This window comes from Nitrospirota bacterium, assembly GCA_040757595.1.
Classification (GTDB): Bacteria; Nitrospirota; Nitrospiria; order Nitrospirales; family Nitrospiraceae; genus JBFLWP01.
Genome location: JBFLWP010000013.1, coordinates 28,176 through 51,757, shown reverse-complemented (window position 1 = coordinate 51,757; position 23,582 = coordinate 28,176). Strand labels below are relative to the sequence as shown.

The window sequence follows — 23,582 nt, the reverse complement described above, 5'->3', positions numbered from 1 at the left end:
GCGTAGCTCTACTTAGGATCTTTCCTGAGATATCGTGGAAATCTGCCAACGAACCGCGAACTTGGAGAATCAAGCCCAGGAAGATGACCTGTATCGAGACGGATACCACGAGTATCCGTTTCGCCGTCGTCAGCCCGTGTAAAGGGGATCCCCTACTCGCTCGACCAAATTTTTTCCCAAATTGCCTTTCTCCTCAGGCGGTTTGAGCATGCTCCGCTCGATGAACCCAGTTTGTACACCGTGCACAAAAATGGACCAGAAAGAATCATCGTTGACAAGTTCTTGGCCGCCTCCTAAGATGCGGGCCGGTTCGAGCGTGACTTGCGTGTCATGAGCCAGCCCGCCACCCTCCAGGAGCTCCGCGACTTCCTGCACAACTGCCAGCGCTGCAAGCTCGCCAAACTGGGGCGGACCCAGGTGGTCTTCGGGGTCGGCAACCCGCAGGCGGGGATCATGTTCGTGGGCGAGGGACCGGGCTTCTACGAGGACCAGCAGGGGGAGCCGTTCGTGGGCGCCGCGGGCAAGCTCTTGAACGAGCTGCTCCAGTCAGCCGGCCTGTCCCGCTCCGAGATCTACATCGCGAACGTGATCAAGTGCCGGCCGCCCAACAACCGGGATCCGGAGCCGGACGAGGTCGAGACGTGCAAGCCGTTCCTCATGGAGCAGATTCGCTTCATCGGGCCCAAGCTGGTCTGCACGCTCGGCAACTGGGCGACCCAGACAATCCTGGGCAAGAGGGTGGGGATCACCAAGGTCCGCGGACACGCGATCCGCCTGCCGGAGTTCACGGTCTTCCCGCTCCTGCATCCGGCCGCGGCCCTGCACCAGGGCAATCTCCGCGAGCCCCTGATCGAGGACTTCCGGAAGCTCAAGGCCTATCTGCATCAGCTCAACGCGCCGACCCCAGCCGCCGCGCCCCAGCCCGCCCCCGAGCCGCAGCCGGCTCAAATGGACCTCTTCGGCTGACCCCTTTCGGTATTCTTGACAGCCCCCTCGCCGTTTGCTAGGGTAGCGCGCCTCACGTAAGGGAAACCCGCGGGGCGGTTCATTTGGGCTGACCTTCCCATGCGCGACTGGCGGCTGCTGCTTCAGCTCGGTGCTCTGGCTTGCTGCCCGTTCCTGCTCGCCGCCTGCGTGAGCCGCCACCCCTCCGGTATCGCCAGCGCCTCCGGTCCCGTCACCCCGACCTACACGGTTCTGGGACCCGTTGAAGATTCCGATTGCGGATACTGGATTCTGATCGTCCCGCTCGGCGGCAAGGCCCCGTCCCACGAGATCATCGAAAACCTGGTGAAGGAAAGGGGCGCCGACGCCCTGGTCGGCGTGACCGTGGAAGAGCGGGTCTGGGCGTTCCCGCTGCCGCTGTTCGGCTCGCACTGTACGGTGGTCAAGGGCACCGCCGTCAAAAACTCGAAACAATGACACGGCCATCCGGTTCGCGACAATGGGGCAGTCGGGCGAGACGCGTCGGGACGCTCGGGGTCTGCGCCCTGCTCGCCCTGTCCCTTGCGGCCTGCAGCACGCCCGGGGCGATCGCCCCCTCCACCATCCCGGTCCCCGGAAAGTACGTGCAGTTGGGCGGCGCGGAGGAGGCGTCTTCCTGCGGGCTGATGCTGCTCGTCGTCCCGGTCAAGCGACCCCAGCCCGTCGCCGACCTCATTGACGACATGATCAAGAACAAGGGCGGGGACGCCCTGATCGAGGTGTCTTCCCAGTCGTACTTCTCGACGTTCCTGCTCTTCACCCACACCTGCGTCGAAGTCAGGGGCAAGGTCGTCAAGTTCTCGCGCTGATCGCCGATAATGTCGTGGAGTCACCAAGAGGTTGTTCCATGGGTACACCACGCCTGCTCCGGCTCGCCCTTCTGTCTGGGTTCATCGTCCCCGGCCTCCTGCTGACCGCCTGCGCGCCCGACATCCCGCCCCCGGCCCTGTCCTTTCCGGTGAAGGAGCAGGAAGTGCCCGCCGTGGTGGCGATCGGCCCGATCGACGTCGGCAAGGTCACGTACGAGGGCGCCCCCTTGAGCGACGCCGTGGAGACCACGATCCAGGGCATCCTGAAGGACTCGCTCGCCCGCACCCAGGTGTTGAAAGACGTGGTGATCCTCAAGCTCCCCGGACAGAAGCTGGACCCGGAGCAGATCCTGGCGGCCGCCCGCGCCCAGAACGCGGACCTGCTGCTGGTGGCGGAGGTCAAGGAGTTCTCCTACGACCTGCCGACCTTCCTCTTCGGCTCCCAGTACGAGGTCAACCTCAGGCTGCAGGCTAAGCTCTTCAACGTGCACACGGGCGGGCAGGTGTGGAAGCGCACCGAGAACGTGAGCGTCCGGAAGGACGGCTCCGGCGTCAAGCGCCAGGAATCACTGGACGCGATCGTCCGCTACGTGGCCGTGCCCCCCGCGGCGGCCGGCGTCCTGCCCCCGCTCGTGGAATATGTCCAGACCGAGTATCTGGCCAGCCTGAAGGCTCCCGGCAAGGGCCAGGCCGTGGCCGAGGGCTCGGAGGTCTTCGGCGCCGCCGAGCTGGCCCGGATCGACGCCGAGCTGGCTCCTCCGGCCAGCGCCGTGCCGCCCAAGGAGGCCGCCTACGCGGTCGTGATCGGCATCGAGGACTATCGGGACCTGCCCCGGGTGGATTACGCCAGGCGCGACGCCGAGACGATCAAGCAGTATCTGGTGCGGGCGCTGGGCTATCGGGAGCAGAACATCGTCCTGCTGCTCAACGACCGGGTGACGCGCAGCGCGCTGGAAGCCCGCTTCGAGGAGTGGCTGCCGAACCAGGTGGGCCAGAACGCGGGCGCCGAGGTCTTCGTCTATTACGGCGGCCACGGAGCGCCGGACCCCAAGACGAACCAGGCCTTCCTGGTGCCCTACGACGGGGATCCGGCCTTCCTGAGCCGGACCGCCTATCCGCTCAAGCGGCTCTACGAGTCCCTCGGCAAGCTCCCAGCCAAACAGATCACCGTGGTGATGGACTCCTGCTTCTCCGGAGCCGGCGGCCGGTCCGTCATCGCCAAGGGGGCGCGGCCCATGCTGATCCAGGTAGAGAACCCCCTGATGTCCACTCAGAACATGGTGGTGATCTCGGCCGCGGCGGGGAACCAGATCAGCTCCGCTTTCCCGGAGAAGCGGCACGGGCTCTTCACCTATCACTTCCTGAAGGGCTTGCAGGGGGCGGCGGATGCGAACAAGGACGGGGCGGTGGACGTGGGCGAGCTCTACTCGTACGTCAAGCCCCACGTGGAGACGGACGCGCGCCGGATGAACGCGGAGCAGTCGCCGCAGCTATTGCCCGGCCCCGACCTCCTGGGAGACCGGGGGAAGGCGCACATGATCGACTTGAAACGTTAACCGGGCGGGGAGGCTGAAGCTCCGGGCCGAAGCCTCTCAGGCTTCGGCCTTGTTCGTGTCCGCTGCTTCCGAAGGCTGACCGGATTCCCCCGCCGGCTCTCGATCCTCCGCCTTCTCTGCTTCCGGCTCCTCGAACCAGGCCACCAACATGTCGTCCCACCAGGCCTCGTCCACCTCGGGCCCCGGATCCACGCCGAGACAGGCCACGTCGTCCTTGGTGATCGAAGGCCCCACGGCGGCGGGGTTGAACTTGGCGCGCTCGATGACTTCCCGGGTCGCATAGCCCCCGACGATCCAGGAGTCCGGGTCGGCCCGACGGGACTTGTAGGCCTTCAAGCCCAGCTTGAGGTACATGAAGAGCTGCCGCTGCACCTCGTCCTCGACGCCGGATTGCGGCAGGCTGAGCGTCTTCTCGATTTTCTTCCGCCAACGCCGGTCGTCGTAGCGCGAGGTGACGAGCTGCAGCATGAGCTTGCCCGTTTCATGGTCTAAGGGCATGATCTCTCCTTCGAGCAGTGACCGGTGATGAGTGATGCGTGATGAGCAAGCGACAGTTCCGCTCTCAGCGACATTCTGACTTTTTACCGATCACCCATCGCTGATCACTTCACCGTCTCGCCTTCGGCTTGCCCAGGCTCACCGACCGTATTTCGCCGTGAAGGACGCCTTCCCCAACGCATTCTGATTCAGATAGAAGGCGACCATCGCGCCGGACGCCTCCTTCTCCAGGGGCAGCCGATCCACTTTCAGCGCGTAGACGGTGAAGACATACCGGTGCGGCTTGTCGCCCGCCGGCGGGCAAGGACCGCCGTAGCCAGGCTGGCCGAAATCGGTCATGCTCTGAATGCTGCCCGGAGGCGAGCCTCCCCCGTCCGGCTTGCCGGCGCCCGCTGGCAGCAAGGTGACGTTTGGAGGAATGTTAAAGACGACCCAGTGCCACCAGCCGCTTCCGGTCGGCGCATCGGGATCGTAGACCGTCACGGCAAAGCTTTTGGCCTCCTTGGGCGCCCGCTCCCACCGCAGCTCCGGCGACACGTTGCGGCCGCTGCACCCGAAGCCGTTGTAGACGTGCTCGTTGCCGATGACGCCCTGATCCTTGACCGTGGGACTGATCAGCCGAAAATCGGCGGCGACGCCCGCGCCGGGCAGCCCCAGCGTCGCCAGAAGAACCCAGCTCCATGCATGTCGCATCGCCTGTCCGCTCCTTGTCGTCTTGGTTCCCCGCGACCGTCGCCTCGCGATCGCGATCGAATTCACCCGCGCTTCTGATACGTCCCCATCAACTGCGCCTCGCCGATGACGTGGCCCTTCATGGCCTCTTCGAGCTTGGCCTTGGTCGGCTGCTTCAGATCCGGCAGCATGATATCGAGTGCATAGAGCTTATGGAAGTAGCGGTGGCGGCCGATCGGCGGACACGGCCCGCCGTAGCCGGTCCGCTTCCAGTCGTTCAAGCCTTCCTTCGTTCCCGCGGGCAGCGTCTTCACGCCTTCCGGCAGCCCGCCGTTCGCGGCCGACAGGTTGTAGAGCACCCAGTGCACCCAGGTCATTTTCGGCGCGGCCGGGTCCGGGGCGTCCGGGTCATCAACGATCAGCGCCAGGCTCTTGGCGCCTTCCGGGATGTCCGACCACACCAGCGGCGGCGAAACGTCCTTGCCCTCGCAGGTATACAATGCCGGAATCGCGCCCTGATTGCTGAACGCCGTTGAGCTGATGCGCATGTTGCCCTCCTCGCAAGAAGCCAAGAGCTTATCGCATATGGCGTATGGCTGATGGCGGGAACCCGAAAAACTCTTGCTGTCGGCTATAAGCCATCAGCCATACGCTCTGCTCTTCAGTTGCCCGCGATCGTCATCTCGCCGATCTTGACCGTGGGGCTGGCGATCCGGCCGCGGAAGACCAGGTCGTTGCCCACCATCTCGATCGAGGCGAACATCTGCTTGAGGTTGCCGGCGATGGTGATCTCCTCGACCGGGTAGGCCAGCTCGCCGTTCTCGATCCAGAAGCCCGCCGCGCCCCGCGAATAGTCCCCGGTCACCAGGTTCACCCCGAAACCGATCAGCTCGGTCACGTAGAGCCCGTCGCGGACCGACCGGATGATGGCCCGGGGATCCTCCTCGCCGGGCGCCAGGAAAAAGTTGGTCGGCCCGACCGTGGGGTTCTCCCCCACGCCGCGGGAGGCGTTGCCGGTGGAGGCCAGGCCCAGCTTCCGGCCCGAGTAACTGTCCAGCAGGTAGCTGGTCAGCACCCCCTTCTCGACCACGAGGGTCCTCATCGTCGCCAGCCCTTCGCCGTCGAAGGGGCGGGAGCCGAGCCCGCCGGACATCCGGCCGTCGTCACAGACGGTCACCAGATCCGACGCGAGCCGCTTGCCCAACTGGCCGACCAGGAAGGAGGCGCCCTTGTAGAGCGCATAGCCGGAGGCCGCGCTGCACAGGTTGCCCAGGAGGCTCCCCGCGGTCTCCTGATCGAAGATCACCGGCGCCTTCCTGGTTCCCACCTTGCGGGCCCCCAGCCGGCGCAAGGCCCGTCTGGCCGCTTCCCGCCCGACCGATTCGGGACTGTCCAGCCGCGCGAACTTGCGCTGGACCGTGTACCAGGAGTCCTGCTGCATGCCGCCCGAGTCCGGTTCCGTGGCGACCGGCGTCACGGACATGGAGAAGCTGGAGCTGCGGTATTCCCCCAGGAACCCGTGCGTGTTGCCGAGGACGACCCGTCCCGAGGAGGAGTTGAAGTCGGCCCCTTCCGAATTGGTGATCCGCCGGTCCTCGGCCAGAGCCGCCGCTTCCGCGCGCCGGGCCAGCTCGATCTGGGCCTCCGTGGTCAGCTCGGTCGGATCGAACAGGTCGAGGTCGGGCCGGTCGGCGGCCATGAGGCCGGCCTCCGGGAGGCCGGACAGGTCGTCTTCCGCGACGGCGGCGGCCAGCGCGCAGGTGTCGGAGACGAGCCGGTCCAGGGATTCGGGCGAGAAGTCCGAGGTGGAGGCGGTCGCGGATCGGTTCCCGAAGAAGACCCGGAGCCCCAGACGCTTCTCCCTCGCCCTGGTCAGCCGGTCCACCGCGGACAGGCGCACCTGGACGGAAAAGGTCTGGCCGTCGGCGACCATCACGTCCGCCGCCGTGGCGCCCCGCCGCTTGGCCCGCTCCAGCATGTCGGCCGCCAACTCTTTCGCGTCACTCGTCATTGGTCACTCGTCACTCGCAAAAAAGAGAAAACCCGAACCCTGTTCGACTCTCCCATTCCGACACGAATGACGAACAACGGATGACGAATCACTGTCGTCATCCTCTCGTGCCGCCGACCGTGATCTCATCGATCCGGATCGTGGGCAGCCCGACCCCGACCGGCACCGACTGGCCGTCCTTGCCGCAGGTGCCGATCCCTTCGTCCAGCTTGAGGTCGTGCCCGACCATCGAAACCCGGGTGAGGATCTCCGGCCCGCTCCCGATGAGCGTGGCCCCCTTCACCGGCCGCGTCACCTTTCCGTCCTCGATGAGGTAGGCTTCGCTGGCCGAAAAGACGAACTTGCCGTTGGTGATGTCCACCTGGCCGCCCCCGAAGGAGACGGCGTAGAGACCCCGCTTGACCGACCGGAGGATGTCCTGTGGGTCGGATTCCCCGGCCAGCATGAAGGTGTTGGTCATCCGCGGCAGGGGCACGCTCTGAAAGTCCTCGCGCCGGCCGTTCCCGGTCAGGGGAATCCCGAGCAGGCGGGCGTTCAAACGGTCCGTGATGAAGCCGCGCAGGACGCCCCGTTCGATCAGGACGGTCCGGCTGGTCGGCGTTCCCTCGTCATCCATGTTGAGCGAGCCGCGCCGGAGCGGGATCGTGCCGTCGTCCACGATCGTGCAGACGTCCGAGGCCACCCGTTTCCCCAGCAGCGCGGTGAAGGCCGAGGTCTTGCGGCGGATGAAGTCCGCTTCCAGCCCGTGGCCGATCGCTTCGTGCAGCAGGATGCCGGGCCAGCCGCCCCCCAGGACGACCGCCATGACGCCGGCCGGCGCGTCCACCGCGCTCAGGTTCAGGATGGCCTGTCTCGCCGCCTCCCGGGCGTAGTGGAGGCACCGGTTCCCCTCCCGGTAGAACTCAAACCCGACCCGTCCGCCGCCGCCGAAGGAGCCGACCTGGCGGTTGCCGTTCTCCTCCGCGATGCAGGTCACCTGGAGGCGCGTGAGCGGCTGCACGTCTCCCACCAGCAACCCTTCCGACGTGGCGACCACGACCCGTTTGAGCTCCGTGTTGAAGGAGGCCATGACGTTCGTGATGCGGGGGTCGTACCGGCGCGCCTCCGCGTCGATCAGGTTCAGCAGCGCCACCCGCTCGCCCGTCGCGACCTCGGCCACCGAGGTCCCGACCGGATAGAGATCCCTGGCCGGCCGCTCCCGGTGCGTGACCGGCAGGGCCCGGTCCCCCTGTGGCGAGTTGGCGATGTAGCGGGCCGCATCGGCCGCGATCTCCAGGTCACGCCGGGTCAACTCGTCCGAATAGGCGAAGCCCGTCTTCTCCCCTGCGGTCGCCCGGACCCCCGCGCCCTGGGACACGCTCTTGACCGCCCGCTTGACGATCCCTTCCTCCATCGAGACGGACTCCGACACCCGCGACTCGAAGTAAAGGTCGGCGTAGTCCACGTCCCGCACCTTGACCTTGCCCAGGGCCCGGCCGACGTCCGGTTCGCTCAGGCCGAAGTGGGCGAGGTCGACCGATTCGTGTGATCCCATGCGCGGCAACTCCACTCCCGACGACGATGGCGCAGTATAGCCGATTCGTTTTCGGACTCGCAACGTGACGGAAAACACGGATGTTCTACGTATGGAGACCCGCGAGGACGCGGCGGACTCCGGCCCCGGAACGCCGCGCCCGCCGCACGGAAGGGTTTGACTTTTCACGCGCTCTGCCATAGACTAGCCCATCCCTCCAACTCGACTTCATCAGAACGACCAACGAGCCGGAGAAGGATCGCGCGACGGACATGACGAAAGGGACTGTGACCGGCCTCGAGCACCTCTCGGAAGACGAACTGACGGCCTTGCTCGATCCCGAGCTTCTCCCCCGGCACATTGCGATCATCATGGACGGGAACGGCCGGTGGGCCGAGCTGCGCGGCTTGCCCCGGATCGCCGGCCACGCCGAAGGGATCAAATCGGTCCGCGAGATCATCACCCTGTGCCGGGATCTGGGCATCGGCGCGCTGACGATCTATGCGTTTTCTCAGGAGAACTGGAAACGGCCCGCCAACGAGATCAACGCGCTGATGCTCCTGCTGGAGCAGTACCTCCAAAACGAGATGGAGGAGCTGATCCGGAAGGGCGCGCGCTTCCGGGCCATCGGCCGGGTGGATTCCCTCCCCTCGTCCGCGCTCAACTGGGTCCGGAAAGTCGAGCGCGCCACCGCCCACCTGGACAAGCTCATGCTGAACGTGGCCCTGAGCTACGGCGGCCGGTCGGAGATCGTGGACGCCGTCCGGCGCCTCGCCGAGGACTGCAAGGAAGGGCGGGTGCAGCCGGAGATGATCGATGAGGCGTTTCTGGAGGGCTATCTCTCCACCCACGGCCTGCCGGACCCGGACCTCCTGATCCGCACCAGCGGGGAAGCGCGGATCAGCAACTTTCTCCTCTGGCAACTGGCCTACACGGAAATGTACTTCACTCCGACCCTCTGGCCAGACTTCCGCCGTCGCGAAGCGCTCCTCGCCCTGCTCGAATACCAGAAGCGCGAGCGCCGATTCGGCCAGGTTCCCGCTGCCACCTATCCGCAGAGCCAGACGTGATTCGTGGGGTTTTGGGCGCCGAGCAGACCACCGACCGGCCGAGCGAGGCGCCGGTCGCCGGCAGATGCGCGGACATTCGCCGCGTCTATCCGGCTCTCGTCTTCGTTCCGCTCTTCTACCTCCTGGTGCGTTATGCGCCTCCCTCCGCCTTCTTCGGACTCGTGGCCGCAGCGGCCGCCGTGGCGCTGCTGGAATTTTTCCGCCTGCACTTCAAGGAAAAACCGAGCCTGGGCGCCAGGGGATTGGGGCTGAGCCTGCTGGGCCTCCTGCTGGCCAGCTTGCAGTGGCCGGGGGTGCTGTCCGAGCGATCGGTCTTCCTGCTCGTCCTGCTCAGCGTCCTGATCTGGCGCATGGGCTCGCGGCGCGAGCTCCGAAGCGGGCTCGCCGACTCGGCCGTGCTCGTCTTCGGCACCCTGTACATCGGGCTGACATTGGGGACGCTGTTGCTGACCCGGTCGCTCCCGGACGGAGAGTTCTTGATCTTCTTCGTCTTTCTCGTCACCTGGGCCGGCGACACCGGCGCCTATTACAGCGGCCTGTACCTGGGACGGCATCGGCTGGCTCCGACGATCAGCCCCAACAAGACCGTGGAGGGGCTGGCCGGCGCGTTCGTCTTCGCGCTCGGCGGCGCCCTGCTCGCCCGGGCCTGGTTTCTGCCGTCCTTCAGCCTGGGAGACTGCCTGGCCACCGGCCTGCTCCTGACGGTCGCCGGCGTGCTGGGAGACCTGGCCGAATCCACGCTCAAGCGCAGCGCGGGAGTCAAGGATTCCGGTTCGGTGATTCCCGCACACGGCGGGATGCTGGACCGGCTGGACAGTCTGCTGTTCACCGCCCCGGTTTTCTACTATTATGCGACGCTCGTAAAAGGGTGAGGGGTGACCAGTGATCGGTGATCGGTTCGGAAGAATCCCTGACAAAACCATGCTCAGACCCATCACCCATCACGCATCACCCATCACGAGTTTCCTATGAAGCGCATCGTCATCCTGGGCTCAACCGGTTCCATCGGGACCAACACGCTGGACATCGTCGCCAAGTTCCCCGACGAGTTCCGGGTCGTCGGCCTCACGGCCGGCACCAACGACGAGAAGCTCGACGAGCAACTCCGCGTGTTCAAGCCGGAGGCCGTCGCCCTGTCCGACGAAGGGGCCGCCGCCCGGCTCCGCACCCGCTGCGGTGACCGGTCGGTCCAGGTCTGGGCCGGCGTGGAGGGGCTGGTACGGGTCGCGCAGCTGCCAAACGCGGACCTGGTGATTTCGGCGATCGTGGGCGGAGCCGGCCTGGTGCCGACCCTGGCGGCCATCACGGCCGGCAAGCAGGTGGCCCTGGCCAACAAGGAGCCCATGGTCATGGCCGGCCAGCTCATGCAGGAAGAAGCCCGCCGGCACGGCGTGCGCATCTTCCCCGTGGACAGCGAGCACAGCGCGATCTTCCAGTCGATGGAGGGGCACCGCCGGGAGGACATCCGCCGCCTGATCCTGACGGCCTCGGGCGGCCCGCTCTGGGATCTCTCGCTCGAGCAGATGCGGCGCGTGAAGCCGGCGCAGGCCCTCCAGCACCCCAACTGGAAAATGGGCGCCAAGATCACCATTGATTCCGCCACGCTGATGAACAAGGGGCTGGAGGTCGTCGAAGCCCGGTGGCTGTTCGACGTCCCGCCCTCCCAGATCGAGGTCCTGGTCCACCGGGAAAGCATCATCCATTCCCTGGTAGAATACCGGGACGGGTCCGTGCTCGCGCAGTTGGGGCTGCCCGACATGAGGACGCCGATCTCGTACGCGATGAAGTATCCGGAGCGGCTCCCCCTGGATCCGCCCCCGCTGGATCTGGCCGCCGTCGGCAAGCTCACGTTTTATCGGCCGGATCACGAGCGCTTCCCCTGTCTGGGATTCGGCTACGAGGCGCTGCGGGTCGGCGGCACCATGCCGGCGACGCTGAACGCGGCCAACGAGGTGGCGGTGGCCGCCTACCTGCGGGAGCGGATCGGGTTCCTGGATATCGCCGCGGTCATCCGGGGCACGATGGACGCCCACGCGCCGCGCGAGGTCCGCTCCCTGGACGACGCGCTGGAGGCCGACCGCTGGGCCAGGAAAAAAGCCGATTCGCTCGTGCGCGCGCGATAGCGGTCGAGTAGACGGGTGAGTTCTCGATTTTTAATTTTGAGTTTCAATTAACAACTTAAAACTCACCACTCAAAACTTCTAGGATTCGAAGGAGTCTCTCGTGTTGAGTCTATGGGCATGGTCGCCCGAGGCGGCCTGGGCGATGACCCAGAAGGTCTGGTGGTTTCTGCTCGTGCTGGGAGTGCTCGTGTCCTTCCATGAGTTGGGCCACTTCCTGGTGGCCCGCTGGGTCGGCGTAAAAGTCTTGAAGTTCTCGCTCGGGTTCGGCCCCAAGCTGATCGGCCGCCAGATCGGGGAAACGGAATATCTGGTCTCGGCGGTCCCGTTGGGCGGGTACGTCAAGCTGTTCGGCGAGGAAGACACCGAAGCCATCACCGCGGAGGAGCGGCGCCGCTCGTTCATCCACCAGCCCCTTCTCCGCAAGATGTTGATCGTGGCGGCCGGCCCGGGCTTCAATTTCCTGCTGGCCTACGTCATCTTCGCCGGGTGGCTTTCGACCGGCGCCCCGCTCTTCGTCCCGACCTTCCACGACCTGACCCCGGACGTCGAAGCCTTGAAGCCCGGCTCGCCGGCCGACCAGGCCGGGCTCAAAGTCGGGGACCGCATCCTGCGGGTCAACGACAAGGACATCTCCACGAGGAGCGAGCTGCAGGACGCGGTCCAGAAGTCCGAGGGCAAGACCCTGACGCTGGACGTCCGGCGCGGGAACCAGGTCAAGACGGTCGTGGTCACGCCGACCCCCCTCACCGTTCAGGACAACGGCAAGGACGTGACGGCCTACCGGATCGGCATCGAGGAGACCGCGCCCGTGATCACGGCCGTGATGACCGGCTCTCCCGCCATGGCGGCCGGGTTCAAGGACGGCGACCGGGTCGTGAGCATCGAGGGGCAGGAGATCCACACCTGGTCCGAGATGACCGGGCTCGTGAAGGAAAGCCCGAACCGTCCGCTGCGGTTCACGGTCAGGCGCGACGGCCGGCTCGTCGCCCTGACCGTCACGCCGAGCGCCGAAAAGGCTCAGGTGGACGGCAAGACGGTGGAAATCGGCAAGATCGGCATCTCCGGGCCCGGCCGGTCCATCATCCGGGCGTCGAACCCGGCTGCCGCCGCCATACAGGGGCTGCAAGCCACCTGGGGCTGGACCGAGCTGACGGTCGTCGGCATCTACAAGATGGCGGCCGGGGAGATCTCCAGCAAGAACATCGGAGGGCCCTTGACGATCGCGAACATGTCCGGCGAAGCCGCCGCGCAGGGCGCGTCTAGCGTGGTGTTCCTGATCGCGATCCTGAGCATCAACCTCGGCGTGCTGAATCTCCTCCCGATCCCCATCCTGGACGGCGGCCACCTGCTGTTCTTCGCCATCGAAGCCGTCCTGCGCAGGCCGCTGGGCGAGCGGCAGCGGGAGATCGCCCAGCAGGTCGGCCTGCTCCTGCTCGTCGGCATCATGGTCTTCGCCTTCTGGAACGACATCGAACGATTGATTTCGCATTAGCGAGCCAACAGCGAGCAGCAAATAGCCAATAGCAACAGCTCTGAGCTATTCGCTGCTCGCTATTTGCTGCAAGCTCACAAGGAACCATGCGCACGTCCGAGATCTTGATTCCCACGCTCCGGGAGGACCCCGGGGAGGCCGAGACGGTCAGCCACCGCCTCATGTTGCGAGCCGGCATGATCCGCAAGGTGGCGGCAGGCATCTACACCTACCTGCCGCTGGGCCTACGGGTGATCCGGAAAATTGAGTCCATCATCAGGGAGGAGATGAACCGGGCCGGGGCGCAGGAACTCCTGATGCCCATCGCCTCCCCGGCCGAGCTGTGGCGCGAGACCGGCCGGTGGGACTTCTATGGAAAGGAGCTGCTCCGCTTCAAGGATCGTCACGAGCGCGATTTCTGCCTCGGCCCCACCCATGAGGAGGTCATCACGGACCTGATCCGCCGGGAGGTCCGGTCCTATCGGCAGCTGCCCCTGAACTGCTACCAGATCCAGACCAAGTTCCGGGACGAGATCCGGCCCCGCTTCGGCCTGATGCGCGGACGCGAGTTCATCATGAAGGACGCCTACAGCTTCGACCGGGACGAAGAGGGGGCGAAACTCAGCTACCAGAAGATGTACGACGCCTACCAGCGTATCTTCACCCGCTGCGGCCTGACCTTCCGCGCCGTCGAGGCCGACACCGGGCTGATCGGCGGGACCTCCTCGCACGAGTTCATGGTGCTGGCGGAGACCGGCGAGGAGACGATCGTCTACTCCGACCAGGGGACCTACGCCGCCAACGTGGAGCGGGCCGAGGTCCCGCCTCCGACGGAGGCGCTGGAGGAGGCGCAGCGGCCGCTGCGCCTGGTGCCGACGCCGGGAGTCCGGACCGTCGAGGAGGTGACGGCCTTCCTCAAGACGTCCCCGCAACGCCTCGTCAAGACGCTCCTCTATCAGATCCCCGAGGGGCTGGTCGCGGTGCTGCTCCGCGGCGACCACGAGGTCAACGAGATCAAGCTCAAGAAGCTGCTCGGGGTCGAAGACTTGGCGCTGGCCGATCCGGAGAAGGTCCAGGCTGCCACGGGAGCCCCGGTCGGCTTCGCGGGACCGGTCGGCCTGCGCGGCGTCCGGGTCGTGGCCGACCAGGCCGTGAAGGGCATGCGCAACGTCGTCGTGGGCGGGAACAAGGCCCACAGCCATTACGTGGACGCCAATTGGGACCGGGACTTTCCCGTCGAGCGGTTCGCGGACCTTCGGAACGCCAAGGCCGGAGATCCCTCCCCGAGAGACGGGGGTCGGCTCCACATGGCCAAGGGCATCGAAGTCGGCCACGTCTTCATGCTGGGGACCAAGTACAGTCAGGCGATGGGCGCCACGTTCCTCGACCCGCAGGGCCAGGAGCAGTTGGCCGTCATGGGCTGCTACGGGATCGGCGTCGGCCGCACCGCGGCGGCCGCGATCGAGCAGAACCACGACGCCAAAGGCATCATCTGGCCCGTCCCGATCGCCCCTTTCCACGTGCACCTGCTGCCCCTGAGCCGGTCGGCGGCGGTGACGGACACGGCCGCTTCGCTCTATGACGCGCTGACGGGGACCGGGGTCGAGGTGCTCTGGGACGACCGGGACGAGCGGGCCGGCGTCAAGTTCAATGACGCGGACCTGATCGGCTCTCCCTACCAACTCGTGATCGGTGACAAGGGCCTCGCGCAGGGCACGGTCGAGCTGAAACGGCGCAAAACCGGCGAGACGACCAAGCTCCCGCCGGACAAGGTGCCGGGGCAGCTTTCGGCCCTGGCTGCGGGCGGAGCCGCCCCCCTGCCCAGGTAAGTACCTCAATCCACTCCAACGCTTGCTTTCCCCGTTTTTCCGATGGTATTGTTCTAGCCTGCGTGGGCCTCTCCAGGCTCCGTCTCCAGACACGGCTTTCTGGCGCAGAGACACATCGGCCCGACCGACCCCGGAACGGCCCGCATAGCTTGAAGGCTCCGAGCGCTCCCCGGAGAGGCGACCATGGAGGCCAAAGTCCTACCTGAGAATCTGCAGGAACTTCAGCGGAAGGTCGCCTATGCGGAGCACGTCAAGCGCATCACGCTGCAAATCCATGCCGCGAAGGATCTGGACCAGATCCTCCTGGATCTCCACAAGGACATCCTGAGCATCTTCGACGCCGAAGGCCTCACCCTCTACGCCGTCGACCCGGAGAAGAAGGAAATCTTCTCGAAGGCCCCCCGGCTGGACACGATCGAAGAGATCCGTATCCCGATCAACGAACAGAGCCTGGCCGGATTCACCGCCAAGTACCTGCGGCCGATCAACGTCGCGGACGCCTACAACAAAGCCGAGCTCACCGCCATCCATCCGTCGCTGTCGTTCGACGCCTCATGGGACAAGAAAACCGGCTTCAAGACCAAGCAGGTGCTCACCTACCCGATCGTCGCGGACAACAAGTACCTGATGGGAGTCATCCAGCTCCTCAACAAGAAGAGCGGCGGCCGGTTCACCAAGAAGGACGAGGACTCGGTCGCCGAGATCGCCAAGAGCCTCGGCATCGCCTTCTCGAACCTGCGCCAAATCGCCAAGAAAACCCCGACCAAGTTCGACTATCTCGTCACGAACGGCCGCGTCACGCAGGCGGAGCTGGACGCGGCGATCGCGGAGGCGCGCAAGGGACAGGCCGACATCGAGACCCAGTTGATCGAGAAGTACAAGGTCCCCAAGGAGGACATCGGGAAGTCCCTGAGCCAGTTCTACAAGTGCCCGTACGTCGAGTACAGCGAGCGGAACCTGATCGACCCCGAGCTGCTGAAGACGCTCAACGTCGACTATCTCAAGAAGAATTTCTGGACCCCCCTCAAGCGCGACAAGAACGTCGTGGAAGTCCTGATCGACGACCCGAACGACCTGGACAAGATCCAGGACATCAAGCGGATCTTCCCCGGGCAGAGCATCCGCTTCTCGGTAGGGCTGCGCCGGGACATCGCCCAGTATCTGCGGGCTGCCACCGGTGAGCAGGACTCGACGATGAAGGGCTCCGTCTCCGAAATCCTCGGCGAGCTGCTCAGCGAAGCCGAGGCGGAGCAGAAGCAGGAAGAGACCGCTGCCGGCGGCATCGACGAGAACGACAGCGCGATCGTGCGGCTGGCCAATCAGATCATCGCGGACGCCTACCGGCAGGGCGCCTCCGACATCCACATCGAGCCCTACGGCGAAAAGAAGGAAACCCTCGTCCGGTTCCGCGTGGACGGGAGCTGCTTCGAGTACATGAAGATTCCGCCCAGCTACCGGCGCGCGATCGTGTCCCGCCTCAAGATCATGTCCAGCCTGGACATCGCCGAACGCCGGAAGCCCCAGGACGGCAAGATCAAGTTCCGGATGGGCGACGCCAAGGAGATCGAGCTCCGCGTGGCCACCATTCCGACCTCCGGCCCCGGCAACGAGGACGTGGTCATGCGGATCCTGGCGGCCAGCGAGCCGCTGCCGCTCGACAAAATGGGCTTTTCGGAGCGGAACCTGCGCGAGCTCAAAGACATCGCCGAGAAGCCCTACGGGATCATTCTCTGCGTGGGGCCGACTGGTTCCGGCAAGACTACCACCCTCCACTCCGTCATGGGCTACATCAACACCCCGGACATGAAGATCTGGACGGCCGAGGACCCGGTCGAGATCACCCAGTACGGGCTCCGCCAGGTGCAGGTGCACCCCAAGATCGGATTCACCTTCGCCATGGCCATGCGGGCCTTCCTGCGCGCGGACCCGGACGTGATCATGGTCGGCGAGATGCGGGACAAGGAAACGGCGGACACCGGCATCGAGGCCTCCCTCACCGGCCACTTGGTCTTGAGCACCCTGCACACCAACAGCGCGGTCGAGACCGTCACCCGCCTCCTGGACATGGGCTGCGACCCCTTCAGCTTCGCCGACGCGATGCTGGGGGTCCTGGCGCAGCGGCTCTGCCGGCGCCTCTGCAAGGACTGCAAGGAGTCGTACCACCCGGAGAAAGAAGAATACAACGAATTGGTCCTGGGCTATGGGCAGGAATGGTGGGACAAGAACGTCAAGCTCCAGTACGACGACAAGTTCAAGCTGCACCGAGGCAAGGGGTGCGAGGCCTGCAACAAGAGCGGGTTCAGGGGCCGGATCGCCCTCCACGAGCTCCTGCTCGGCACGGACCGGATGAAGCGGCTGATCCAGACCAAGGCCAAGACCGAGGAGATGCTCAAGGTCGCGATCGAGGAAGGGATGACGACCCTGGTGCAGGACGGGATCGAGAAGGTCCTCCAGGGTCACACGATCTACAAGGAAGTCAAGGCCGTCGCGATCAAGTAAGGATGTACAGGGTGAGGCGTGAGGAGTGTCCCCTCCGCCTCACCCTTTTTCTTCCTGCGTCTCACGCCTCACATTTCACGTTTCACGTCCCGCTGTTTATCTGAGCTGCCGGACGATGTCGCCGGCCTGGAAGCCGGTCCCGGACGAGACCTTGGCCTCCGAGATCCGGTCGTTCTGGTGGCTGGCTAGAACGATCTCCCCGATCTGCTTCTCCCGCTTCCCGAGCGACCGGCCGGTTTCCGGATCGATCAGGTCTTGCCCGGCCCGATAGACCCCCAGCTTGGTGCCCGGCGCCAGCTTGGACTTCTCCCCAGCCCGGATGATGACGGTCTGTCCTTCCATAACCAGGATTCGGCCGGTGAAGGGCTGGGAGTTCAGCTTCTCGATCATCTTGGACATGGCCTTGGAGAGGGCGTCGCGCAGCGCCCCGTCCCGCAGCCCCACGTCGGCGGTGGATCTGGAGCCGAAGCCCAGCGCCCCGCCCGTTTCTTTCCGGTATTCGCCCATGCCGGACTCGGCCAGCAGGCTCTTGCCGGAAGCCGCGTCGATCAGCGAATAGTCCACCTGAACCCTGGCCACCTGGGATTTCTTCTGGTAGACGACCATGTCCGAGCCTTCCTCGACCTCCGAGTAGGCCGTGATCGCGCCCTGGATCCGGTAGTCAATGGACTCGAAGCCGCTCGCCGCATCCTTCTTCCCGGCCTTGACGGCTCCGGTCTGCTGCAGCTTGATCAGTTCTTCCTGCTGTTGCATCGCCTCCTGGCTGACATCGATCGGCTCAAGCCCGGCCGATTTCAATTGCGTGCGCAGGATGTCCGTGGCCGCCTCCCCGATCCCCAGCACCTTCGACGGCGTCTTGTTCGCAAACTTGATAATGGCCACCGTATACTGGGGCCCGGAGTATTGCGCGCCGGCTGCTTCCAGCCTCTGCGTTTGCCCGGTCACGCTGACGTCCTCTTTCACTTGGCCGGTCATCGTGGCCTGACAGCCGGTCAGGGTCACGACACCCAGGATCAGGAATCCGGTGATGACTCGCTGTTTCATGACGTGGCTCCTCCTTCCTGATGGATTCACGGCTTCACGGGTGCGGGCGGCTCGGCCGGCCCGCCGACCAGCATCGTCCCGTAGGTCTGGTAGTCCGCCCCACCCGGATAATAGTAGCCTTTGAGCACGATGGACACCGTCGTGAGAGCTTCCATGTGCAACGGCGATTTCATGGCCTTCTCGACGACCTTCCCCACCAATCCCCCGATGATGTTGGCCTCGACGCTGCCGGACTGTTCGGGCAACGCCACCCAGGGCGCCTCGACCTGCTCCCCGAAGAGAGGCGGCAGCTCCACGTCCTTGTCCGACATGGAGGAAGCCAGGGACGAAACGGCCCCCGCGGCCTGGAACGCCAGCCCGACGTACGGAATGCTGGACAGCACGTCGGATCCGCCGGCCTGCGTGCCCTGCTTGACCCCGATGCCGTTCTTCCAGACCGTCTGGCCGGTCTTGCAATTGACCAGCTTGCTCCGGAGGCGGACCCGCCTCACGTTGTAGATGCCGGTGGTCTTGTCGCTGAAGTCCTCCAGCGCCCCGTAGAAGACCCCGTCCACCCCCAGGACCTCGCCGAGCTTCTGGGGGGTCGTCATGTCGAGCTGCGCCCCGAGCGTGACCCCCATCCGGTCCTTGAGGAGCTGATCCACCTCGCTGACCGGCTTGACCACGTAAAAGAATTGCCCGAGCTCCGCCACGAACAGGTCGCGCACATAGGCCGGCCCCTCCACGTCGTTCGTGTTGTTGACCAGCGGCAGCACCGCCACCGTCCGGATCGGATTGGCCTGGTTCCTGGTGATCTGAGGCAGCGTCGGGGCGCAGGCTGCGACCAGCAGGACCGCCAGCATCAGCAGCCCGACTCGTGCATGAGTCTTCATTGCAGCCTCCTTTCAAGCTACGTGTTCGCGGTCATTGTGCAGACAGGGGACCCGGTGCCGACCGGCTCTTACGGAGACCTGCCCGGTTCCAATCTAGGCCCGCACGGCAGTGTCGGCGATGTCCCGCATTACTTCGAAGATGCCGCGCCTTTGCGCGTGGCCACCACGTCCAGCGTATTGGCCGTCGCCCCGGTCACGTCCAGATCGAGCCCCGGCACGTCCTTCGTTGCCAGCTCGTCGCCGATCTGCTGCGCCGTGGTCCTGGCATCCACCTCCAGCACCGCCACCCCTCCCTCAAAGCTGCGCTGGATGACGCTCTGGACCCCTCGCACCTGGGACTGGAGGAAGTCCTTGACCTTGACCAGGTCCTTCATGCCCGTCAGGCCCCGGATCGTCACCTGCACGAGTTGGCCGCCGGACGTTTCTCCGGTCCACCTGGCCAGGATCTGCTCGATCAGCTTGTCGGAGACGCTGCGGGCGGCCTTGTCCAGCGCCTCGTTCCCGCCGACGTGCTGGGCGACGTGGCGCGCCGCGGCGTTTCCACGGGCCGAGGCGACGACCTGTCCGTTGTCCACGCGGATTGCGCTGAGCGTGATGTCCGCCAGGTAGGAGCCCACCGAGCTGCCGGGCGTGCGCGGCCCCTCCTTGGCCAGCGCCTTGCCTTTGATGACGAGCTCCGCGTTGAGCTTCTTGCCGAACTCGCGGGCTCCGTCGTTGGTCAAGTCCGCGACCCGGTAGGCATTGGAAATCTGAAACTTCCCGGTAGCCGAGGAGATGTCCACGACGTTGAAGCCCTTGTTGAGAAACTCCTCCTTGAGCGCGGTCTCGGAGACCGCCTGGTCCACCGTCTGGCCCGCGAACGCCGCCCCGCCGCTTCCAAACCAGCTCCACCAGAAGACGTACACCTCCTGCCCGATGTTCTGCTCGGCGATCATGAACAGCGTCCGCGGTTTCCCGACCCGGGCCATCAGGAGCCCTAGCGCCCCCAGGTCGTTCTTCAGGTTGCCGACCGACACCGTCGCGGCGATCGTGACGCTGTAGAGGTCCTTGCCGGCATCCTCCTTGACCACCTTGTAGTTCTGGACGTACCCCTGGCTCTTGTTCAGGATGTTGTCCCGCACGACCTGGAAGTTCTCGACCAGGGTCTCCGACGCCACCATGGTCCCGACCGCCTGCTCCACCGCCTTCCGCAGTGCGTCCTGGATGGCGTTGTCCCGCGCGACCCCCTTGTTCCCTCCCTGGATGCCGGCCACTCCCTCGGCCGTGACGGTCTGGCTCTGGGCCCAGACCGGACCCGCGACCGCCATGCCCAGACACAGACACCACCCCAGGACGATCGTCCGACTCACGCCCATGCGTCTCATCCGTTCCTCCGTTATCCCTTACGTCGCAATGAGTAGCAACGAAAACTTTGCCATACACCCGTCGCACTGGCAAGCAGTTTGTCGCTCACTCTCCGGCGGATCAGGCCGTGCCGCCCAGCCGCCCGACGACCTTCGAGCGACAGTTCGATGCACTGTTTCCCCCACTCCTTGCTCGATACCGGGGAGGGCTCAGTTTCGCAGCTTGACACGACCAGCCGAGCCGACTACAGTCATACCCATGTTGAGCAAGAAACCCTCACCCAGTAACATAAGCTGCTGAGGTCCTTATGTCCACACAACCCCGCTCCACGAAGCTGACTTACGAGGACTACCTCCTATTCTCCGACGACGGGAAACGGCACGAACTGATCCAGGGAGATCACTACATGACCCCTGCGCCGAGCACCAAGCATCAAAGAATTTCTCGCAATCTCGTCATCGCATTGGGCACGTTCGTGCGTGAACACCGATGCGGGGAGGTGTTCGATGCTCCCTGCGACATTATTTTTTCCGATGAAGATGTGGTCCAGCCGGATGTCCTCTTTATCTCTACGGAACGGTCTTCCATCATTACCGAACCCAACATTAAGGGAGCACCGGACCTCGTGGTCGAAATTCTCTCTGACGCCACCCGCAAGAAGGACGAAGTGACCAAACGCAAACTGTACGAGCGCTTTGGCGTCACAGAATACTGGATCGTGGACCCCGAACTGGAGACTGTCAAAGTGTTTCGGCTCACCGACCACCAGTACGTCCGCACCGCCGAGATCTCGACGGAAGCCCACGACGCGCTTACCACACCCCTCCTGCCGGAGTTCCGTTTGCCACTCGGCGACCTCTTCGAGTAACTGATCTCAGGGCACTGGAAGGCTCCACGCAAACGTTACCTGTCTCTTGCGCTTGCAACGGGAACGAGAGAAAGGTAGCCTTTTCCTTCGCTGTCATGAGATGGGACCTTCTTCTTTTCCTTCCACGATCGCAATCTTGTGCGTCCCCTTCTCGATCATGCTCTTCGTGATCTTGTCTGCCAAATCTTTGACCCCTTCTTCCGGATCGGCAGCCGCCCATGCCGAAGCACCTTCCAGCGCGAACAGCGCCAGCAGTGCTAACACCGCGATTGTCGTTCTCTTCTTCAGCATGGCTTGTTCCTCCTGTTGTGACAATAGCCGCTTCTGGGCAGTTGCCCATGAGCCGGTGGCGAACCCGCACAGGGATGAACATTGGCCAGAACTTGCTGGCAGGCCGGGCCTTCCTGCCAGACTCCCTATTTTCAAACCAAGTCATGCGTTCACATTCTGCCGCCCGACGACCCGGTAGATCGGAATCGGCTCGCTCTTGCCCTTGACCCGCACCGGCTCCATCGGCTCCACCTCGACCGCGTGCTTGACCTCGTCGTAGGTCGCCTGTGTGATGATGATCTCGCCGGCCTTGGCGTTCTGCTCTAGGCGGCAGGCCAGGTTGACGTTGTCGCCGATGACGGTATAGTCCAGAAAGTCCTTGGAGCCCAGGTTCCCGACCGTGACGTCCCCCGAGTTGATCCCCATCCCGACCCCGATGGTCCGCCTCCCCTCGGCCGCCCACTTCTCGTTGAGCCGGCCGATGGCTTCCTGCATCTCCAGGGCCATGAGGACCGCCCGCAGGGCATGGTCCGGCTGCGGCTCCGGGTTGCCGAAGAAGGCCATCACGGCATCGCCCATGAACTTGTCCAGCGTGCCCCCGTGCTTGAAAAGGATGCGGGTCATCTCGGTGAAGTATTCGCTGAGCAACTGCTGGACCTCCTGCGGCTCCATCTTCTCCGACATGCTGGTAAACCCGCGGACGTCCGAGAAGAAGACCGTCAGGCGCTCCTTGCGGCCGCTGGGGTTGGCCATGTCCGGGTTCTTGACCAGTTGCTCCACGACCCGCTGGGAGACGTACCGGCCGAACATGGCCTGGACCTCCCGGCGCTTCCGCCCCTCCATGTACCGCTGGTAGGAGACCGCGCCGCTGTACTGGGCCGCGACCAGCGAATAGAGCGGCACGATGTCCAGCCAGTAGCGGGACCACCAGAACAGCCCGAAGGCCACGGCGCCGATCCCGACCAGGATCACGACCCGGAACACCTCAATCAGCAGGGACTTGCTCCAGGTCTTCATGAGCAGCATCGTCCCGATGATCCCCATCCCGATCATCAACCCGGGGACCAGCCCCCACTGGTCCCTGCTCCGGTAGATGAAGCTCCGGTCCAGGATGGTCTGGATGGCGTTGGCGTGGATCTCGAATCCGTCCATGCGGACGCCCTGCGTGGCCTCGGACTTCCCCGACAGCGTCATCTGTTTGCGCTCGCCGAAGGGAGTCTTGTAATAGTCGTGCAGCGAAGGGGCCGAGGCCCCGATCAGGACGAGCTTGCCCCTGACTTCGTCCGGCGCAAGCACCCCCTTCACCGCCCGCCAAAACGAGATGCGGGGGAAGGTCGCGGGAGGGCCGTAGTAGTTGATCCGCATCCGCCCGTCTGGGTTCGGGATGCGCAGGGATCCGATGCCCAGGGGATCGCCCAGCTCGAGCTCCTGCTCGCCGCCGGGATCGAGGTATTGGCGGGCGACCTCCAGGCTCATCGCCAGCACCGGCTCCGGCTCGGGCCCCTCGCCCGAATAGTCCAGGCCCACCAGCGGCATGTTCCGCAGCACCCCGTCCCGGTCCAACTCCACGTTGATCAACGCCTCTCCCCGCTCCGCCTCCCGAAGGATCGGGAGCGGCGTCTTGTGCCCCTTTTCCCCGATGTAGCGGGCCAGGATCACGTTGCCCGCTTCGGCGATGGCCCGGGCGAAGTCGGCGTCCTCTTCCTGGTTCCGCGGGCGCGAGAAGATCACGTCGAAGGCGATGATCGCCGCCCCGGCTTGGGCCAGATTCCGGACCGCTTGGGCGTACATGGCGCGGGAGACGTCCGCGGACCGGACGTTGAGCTGAGCCTCGGTCTCCTCGTCGATCCGTACGAGGAGGATGGGGGTCTGGAGGGGCGGGCTCGGCAGGAGAGCGAAGCGAAGGTCGTAGGACCGGAGCTCCAGCCACTCGAACGTGTTGAGGGCATACAGCCCGATGAAGAGGACCGTCAGGCCCCCGCCAAGCACGACCCGAACGACGGGCTCCCGCTTGAGCCATTCATGGAGCGCTGCCTTCAACCTGGCCGACATCGTGTCACCAGCCCGCAGGAGAGAACGAGCGGGGGCGCCGTGCGCCGACGGGCGAGGAGCGCCTCCACCGTCCGGCGCTTGGCCGCTCGGTTGTTAT

The 23,582-nt window shown here is 65.1% G+C and carries 21 protein-coding genes; 11 read left to right on the top strand and 10 right to left on the bottom strand.

Annotated features, from left to right (window positions below):
- The first annotated feature begins 330 nt into the window (after positions 1 to 330).
- The 4 genes from AB1411_12360 to AB1411_12345 all read left to right on the top strand — a co-directional run bounded on the left by AB1411_12360 (position 331) and on the right by AB1411_12345 (position 3,349).
- The gene (locus tag AB1411_12360; protein MEW6544387.1) at positions 331 to 966 is read left to right on the top strand and encodes a uracil-DNA glycosylase; all 636 of its coding nucleotides are present in this window, start codon (positions 331 to 333) and stop codon (positions 964 to 966) included.
- A gap of 99 nt (positions 967 to 1,065) precedes the next feature.
- Positions 1,066 to 1,422: a hypothetical protein gene (locus AB1411_12355; GenBank protein MEW6544386.1), complete on the top strand. Its 357-nt coding sequence runs from the start codon at positions 1,066 to 1,068 to the stop codon at positions 1,420 to 1,422.
- Positions 1,419 to 1,793, top strand: a complete 375-nt coding sequence (locus AB1411_12350) for a hypothetical protein (protein MEW6544385.1) — start codon at positions 1,419 to 1,421, stop codon at positions 1,791 to 1,793. Before AB1411_12355 ends, AB1411_12350 begins: the two co-directional genes overlap by 4 nt.
- A 38-nt stretch (positions 1,794 to 1,831) precedes the next feature.
- Positions 1,832 to 3,349 (top strand): caspase family protein, encoded by a 1,518-nt coding sequence (locus AB1411_12345; GenBank protein MEW6544384.1) that lies wholly within the window; start codon positions 1,832 to 1,834, stop codon positions 3,347 to 3,349.
- Between the two features lie 36 nt (positions 3,350 to 3,385).
- On the opposite strand, the gene AB1411_12340 is transcribed toward AB1411_12345, so the two are convergent.
- The 5 genes from AB1411_12340 to tldD form a co-directional block, all read right to left on the bottom strand.
- Positions 3,386 to 3,847, bottom strand: a complete 462-nt coding sequence (locus AB1411_12340) for a hypothetical protein (GenBank protein ID MEW6544383.1) — start codon at positions 3,845 to 3,847, stop codon at positions 3,386 to 3,388.
- A 138-nt stretch (positions 3,848 to 3,985) separates the two neighbouring features.
- Positions 3,986 to 4,540 (bottom strand): YbhB/YbcL family Raf kinase inhibitor-like protein, encoded by a 555-nt coding sequence (locus tag AB1411_12335; protein MEW6544382.1) that lies wholly within the window; start codon positions 4,538 to 4,540, stop codon positions 3,986 to 3,988.
- Positions 4,541 to 4,602: 62 nt separating this feature from the next.
- Positions 4,603 to 5,067, bottom strand: a complete 465-nt coding sequence (locus tag AB1411_12330; GenBank protein ID MEW6544381.1) for a YbhB/YbcL family Raf kinase inhibitor-like protein — start codon at positions 5,065 to 5,067, stop codon at positions 4,603 to 4,605.
- A gap of 113 nt (positions 5,068 to 5,180) precedes the next feature.
- On the bottom strand, positions 5,181 to 6,530 hold the full coding sequence (locus AB1411_12325) for a metallopeptidase TldD-related protein (GenBank protein MEW6544380.1): 1,350 nt from the start codon (positions 6,528 to 6,530) through the stop codon (positions 5,181 to 5,183).
- A gap of 97 nt (positions 6,531 to 6,627) precedes the next feature.
- Positions 6,628 to 8,064 carry a metalloprotease TldD gene (tldD, locus tag AB1411_12320; GenBank protein ID MEW6544379.1) on the bottom strand — a complete coding sequence of 479 codons (1,437 nt, stop codon included), beginning with the start codon at positions 8,062 to 8,064 and terminating at the stop codon, positions 6,628 to 6,630.
- A 251-nt stretch (positions 8,065 to 8,315) separates the two neighbouring features.
- Here tldD and AB1411_12315 point away from each other — a divergent pair, with 251 nt between their 5' ends.
- The 6 genes from AB1411_12315 to AB1411_12290 all read left to right on the top strand — a co-directional run bounded on the left by AB1411_12315 (position 8,316) and on the right by AB1411_12290 (position 17,035).
- The gene (locus AB1411_12315) at positions 8,316 to 9,113 is read left to right on the top strand and encodes an isoprenyl transferase (protein ID MEW6544378.1); all 798 of its coding nucleotides are present in this window, start codon (positions 8,316 to 8,318) and stop codon (positions 9,111 to 9,113) included.
- Positions 9,110 to 9,985 (top strand): phosphatidate cytidylyltransferase, encoded by an 876-nt coding sequence (locus AB1411_12310; protein MEW6544377.1) that lies wholly within the window; start codon positions 9,110 to 9,112, stop codon positions 9,983 to 9,985. Before AB1411_12315 ends, AB1411_12310 begins: the two co-directional genes overlap by 4 nt.
- A gap of 96 nt (positions 9,986 to 10,081) precedes the next feature.
- Positions 10,082 to 11,236, top strand: a complete 1,155-nt coding sequence (locus AB1411_12305; GenBank protein MEW6544376.1) for a 1-deoxy-D-xylulose-5-phosphate reductoisomerase — start codon at positions 10,082 to 10,084, stop codon at positions 11,234 to 11,236.
- Positions 11,237 to 11,336: 100 nt separating this feature from the next.
- On the top strand, positions 11,337 to 12,728 hold the full coding sequence (rseP, locus tag AB1411_12300) for an RIP metalloprotease RseP (GenBank protein MEW6544375.1): 1,392 nt from the start codon (positions 11,337 to 11,339) through the stop codon (positions 12,726 to 12,728).
- A gap of 86 nt (positions 12,729 to 12,814) precedes the next feature.
- On the top strand, positions 12,815 to 14,536 hold the full coding sequence (locus AB1411_12295; protein ID MEW6544374.1) for a proline--tRNA ligase: 1,722 nt from the start codon (positions 12,815 to 12,817) through the stop codon (positions 14,534 to 14,536).
- 183 nt (positions 14,537 to 14,719) lie between these two features.
- Positions 14,720 to 17,035 carry a GspE/PulE family protein gene (locus AB1411_12290; protein MEW6544373.1) on the top strand — a complete coding sequence of 772 codons (2,316 nt, stop codon included), beginning with the start codon at positions 14,720 to 14,722 and terminating at the stop codon, positions 17,033 to 17,035.
- Positions 17,036 to 17,131: 96 nt separating this feature from the next.
- On the opposite strand, the gene AB1411_12285 is transcribed toward AB1411_12290, so the two are convergent.
- From AB1411_12285 to AB1411_12275, 3 genes are all read right to left on the bottom strand, one after another.
- Entirely contained in the window at positions 17,132 to 18,079 is a 948-nt protein-coding gene (locus AB1411_12285) for a hypothetical protein (GenBank protein ID MEW6544372.1), read from the bottom strand.
- 26 nt (positions 18,080 to 18,105) lie between these two features.
- Positions 18,106 to 18,951, bottom strand: a complete 846-nt coding sequence (locus tag AB1411_12280; GenBank protein ID MEW6544371.1) for a GNA1162 family protein — start codon at positions 18,949 to 18,951, stop codon at positions 18,106 to 18,108.
- Between the two features lie 128 nt (positions 18,952 to 19,079).
- A complete protein-coding gene (locus AB1411_12275) occupies positions 19,080 to 20,315 on the bottom strand; it encodes a flagellar assembly protein T N-terminal domain-containing protein (GenBank protein MEW6544370.1) in 1,236 nt (411 codons plus the stop codon).
- Between the two features lie 287 nt (positions 20,316 to 20,602).
- Between AB1411_12275 and AB1411_12270 the strand changes: the two genes are divergently transcribed.
- On the top strand, positions 20,603 to 21,163 hold the full coding sequence (locus AB1411_12270; GenBank protein MEW6544369.1) for a Uma2 family endonuclease: 561 nt from the start codon (positions 20,603 to 20,605) through the stop codon (positions 21,161 to 21,163).
- A gap of 93 nt (positions 21,164 to 21,256) precedes the next feature.
- Here the strand turns inward: AB1411_12270 and AB1411_12265 are convergent, their stop codons facing one another.
- Positions 21,257 to 21,454, bottom strand: a complete 198-nt coding sequence (locus AB1411_12265) for a hypothetical protein (protein MEW6544368.1) — start codon at positions 21,452 to 21,454, stop codon at positions 21,257 to 21,259.
- A gap of 141 nt (positions 21,455 to 21,595) precedes the next feature.
- The gene (locus tag AB1411_12260) at positions 21,596 to 23,485 is read right to left on the bottom strand and encodes an adenylate/guanylate cyclase domain-containing protein (protein MEW6544367.1); all 1,890 of its coding nucleotides are present in this window, start codon (positions 23,483 to 23,485) and stop codon (positions 21,596 to 21,598) included.
- Between the last annotated feature and the right edge of the window lie 97 nt (positions 23,486 to 23,582).

Bases quoted from the DNA above. Each gene is read 5' to 3' on its own strand.
- AB1411_12360 (MEW6544387.1), top strand. From the start codon at position 331: ATGAGCCAGCCCGCCACCCTCCAGGAGCTCCGCGACTTCCTGCACAAC.
- AB1411_12355 (MEW6544386.1), top strand. From the start codon at position 1,066: ATGCGCGACTGGCGGCTGCTGCTTCAGCTCGGTGCTCTGGCTTGCTGC.
- AB1411_12350 (MEW6544385.1), top strand. From the start codon at position 1,419: ATGACACGGCCATCCGGTTCGCGACAATGGGGCAGTCGGGCGAGACGC.
- AB1411_12345 (MEW6544384.1), top strand. From the start codon at position 1,832: ATGGGTACACCACGCCTGCTCCGGCTCGCCCTTCTGTCTGGGTTCATC.
- AB1411_12340 (MEW6544383.1), bottom strand. From the start codon at position 3,847: ATGCCCTTAGACCATGAAACGGGCAAGCTCATGCTGCAGCTCGTCACC.
- AB1411_12335 (MEW6544382.1), bottom strand. From the start codon at position 4,540: ATGCGACATGCATGGAGCTGGGTTCTTCTGGCGACGCTGGGGCTGCCC.
- AB1411_12330 (MEW6544381.1), bottom strand. From the start codon at position 5,067: ATGCGCATCAGCTCAACGGCGTTCAGCAATCAGGGCGCGATTCCGGCA.
- AB1411_12325 (MEW6544380.1), bottom strand. From the start codon at position 6,530: ATGACGAGTGACGCGAAAGAGTTGGCGGCCGACATGCTGGAGCGGGCC.
- tldD (MEW6544379.1), bottom strand. From the start codon at position 8,064: ATGGGATCACACGAATCGGTCGACCTCGCCCACTTCGGCCTGAGCGAA.
- AB1411_12315 (MEW6544378.1), top strand. From the start codon at position 8,316: ATGACGAAAGGGACTGTGACCGGCCTCGAGCACCTCTCGGAAGACGAA.
- AB1411_12305 (MEW6544376.1), top strand. From the start codon at position 10,082: ATGAAGCGCATCGTCATCCTGGGCTCAACCGGTTCCATCGGGACCAAC.
- AB1411_12295 (MEW6544374.1), top strand. From the start codon at position 12,815: ATGCGCACGTCCGAGATCTTGATTCCCACGCTCCGGGAGGACCCCGGG.
- AB1411_12290 (MEW6544373.1), top strand. From the start codon at position 14,720: ATGGAGGCCAAAGTCCTACCTGAGAATCTGCAGGAACTTCAGCGGAAG.
- AB1411_12285 (MEW6544372.1), bottom strand. From the start codon at position 18,079: ATGAAACAGCGAGTCATCACCGGATTCCTGATCCTGGGTGTCGTGACC.
- AB1411_12280 (MEW6544371.1), bottom strand. From the start codon at position 18,951: ATGAAGACTCATGCACGAGTCGGGCTGCTGATGCTGGCGGTCCTGCTG.
- AB1411_12275 (MEW6544370.1), bottom strand. From the start codon at position 20,315: ATGAGACGCATGGGCGTGAGTCGGACGATCGTCCTGGGGTGGTGTCTG.
- AB1411_12270 (MEW6544369.1), top strand. From the start codon at position 20,603: ATGTCCACACAACCCCGCTCCACGAAGCTGACTTACGAGGACTACCTC.
- AB1411_12265 (MEW6544368.1), bottom strand. From the start codon at position 21,454: ATGCTGAAGAAGAGAACGACAATCGCGGTGTTAGCACTGCTGGCGCTG.
- AB1411_12260 (MEW6544367.1), bottom strand. From the start codon at position 23,485: ATGTCGGCCAGGTTGAAGGCAGCGCTCCATGAATGGCTCAAGCGGGAG.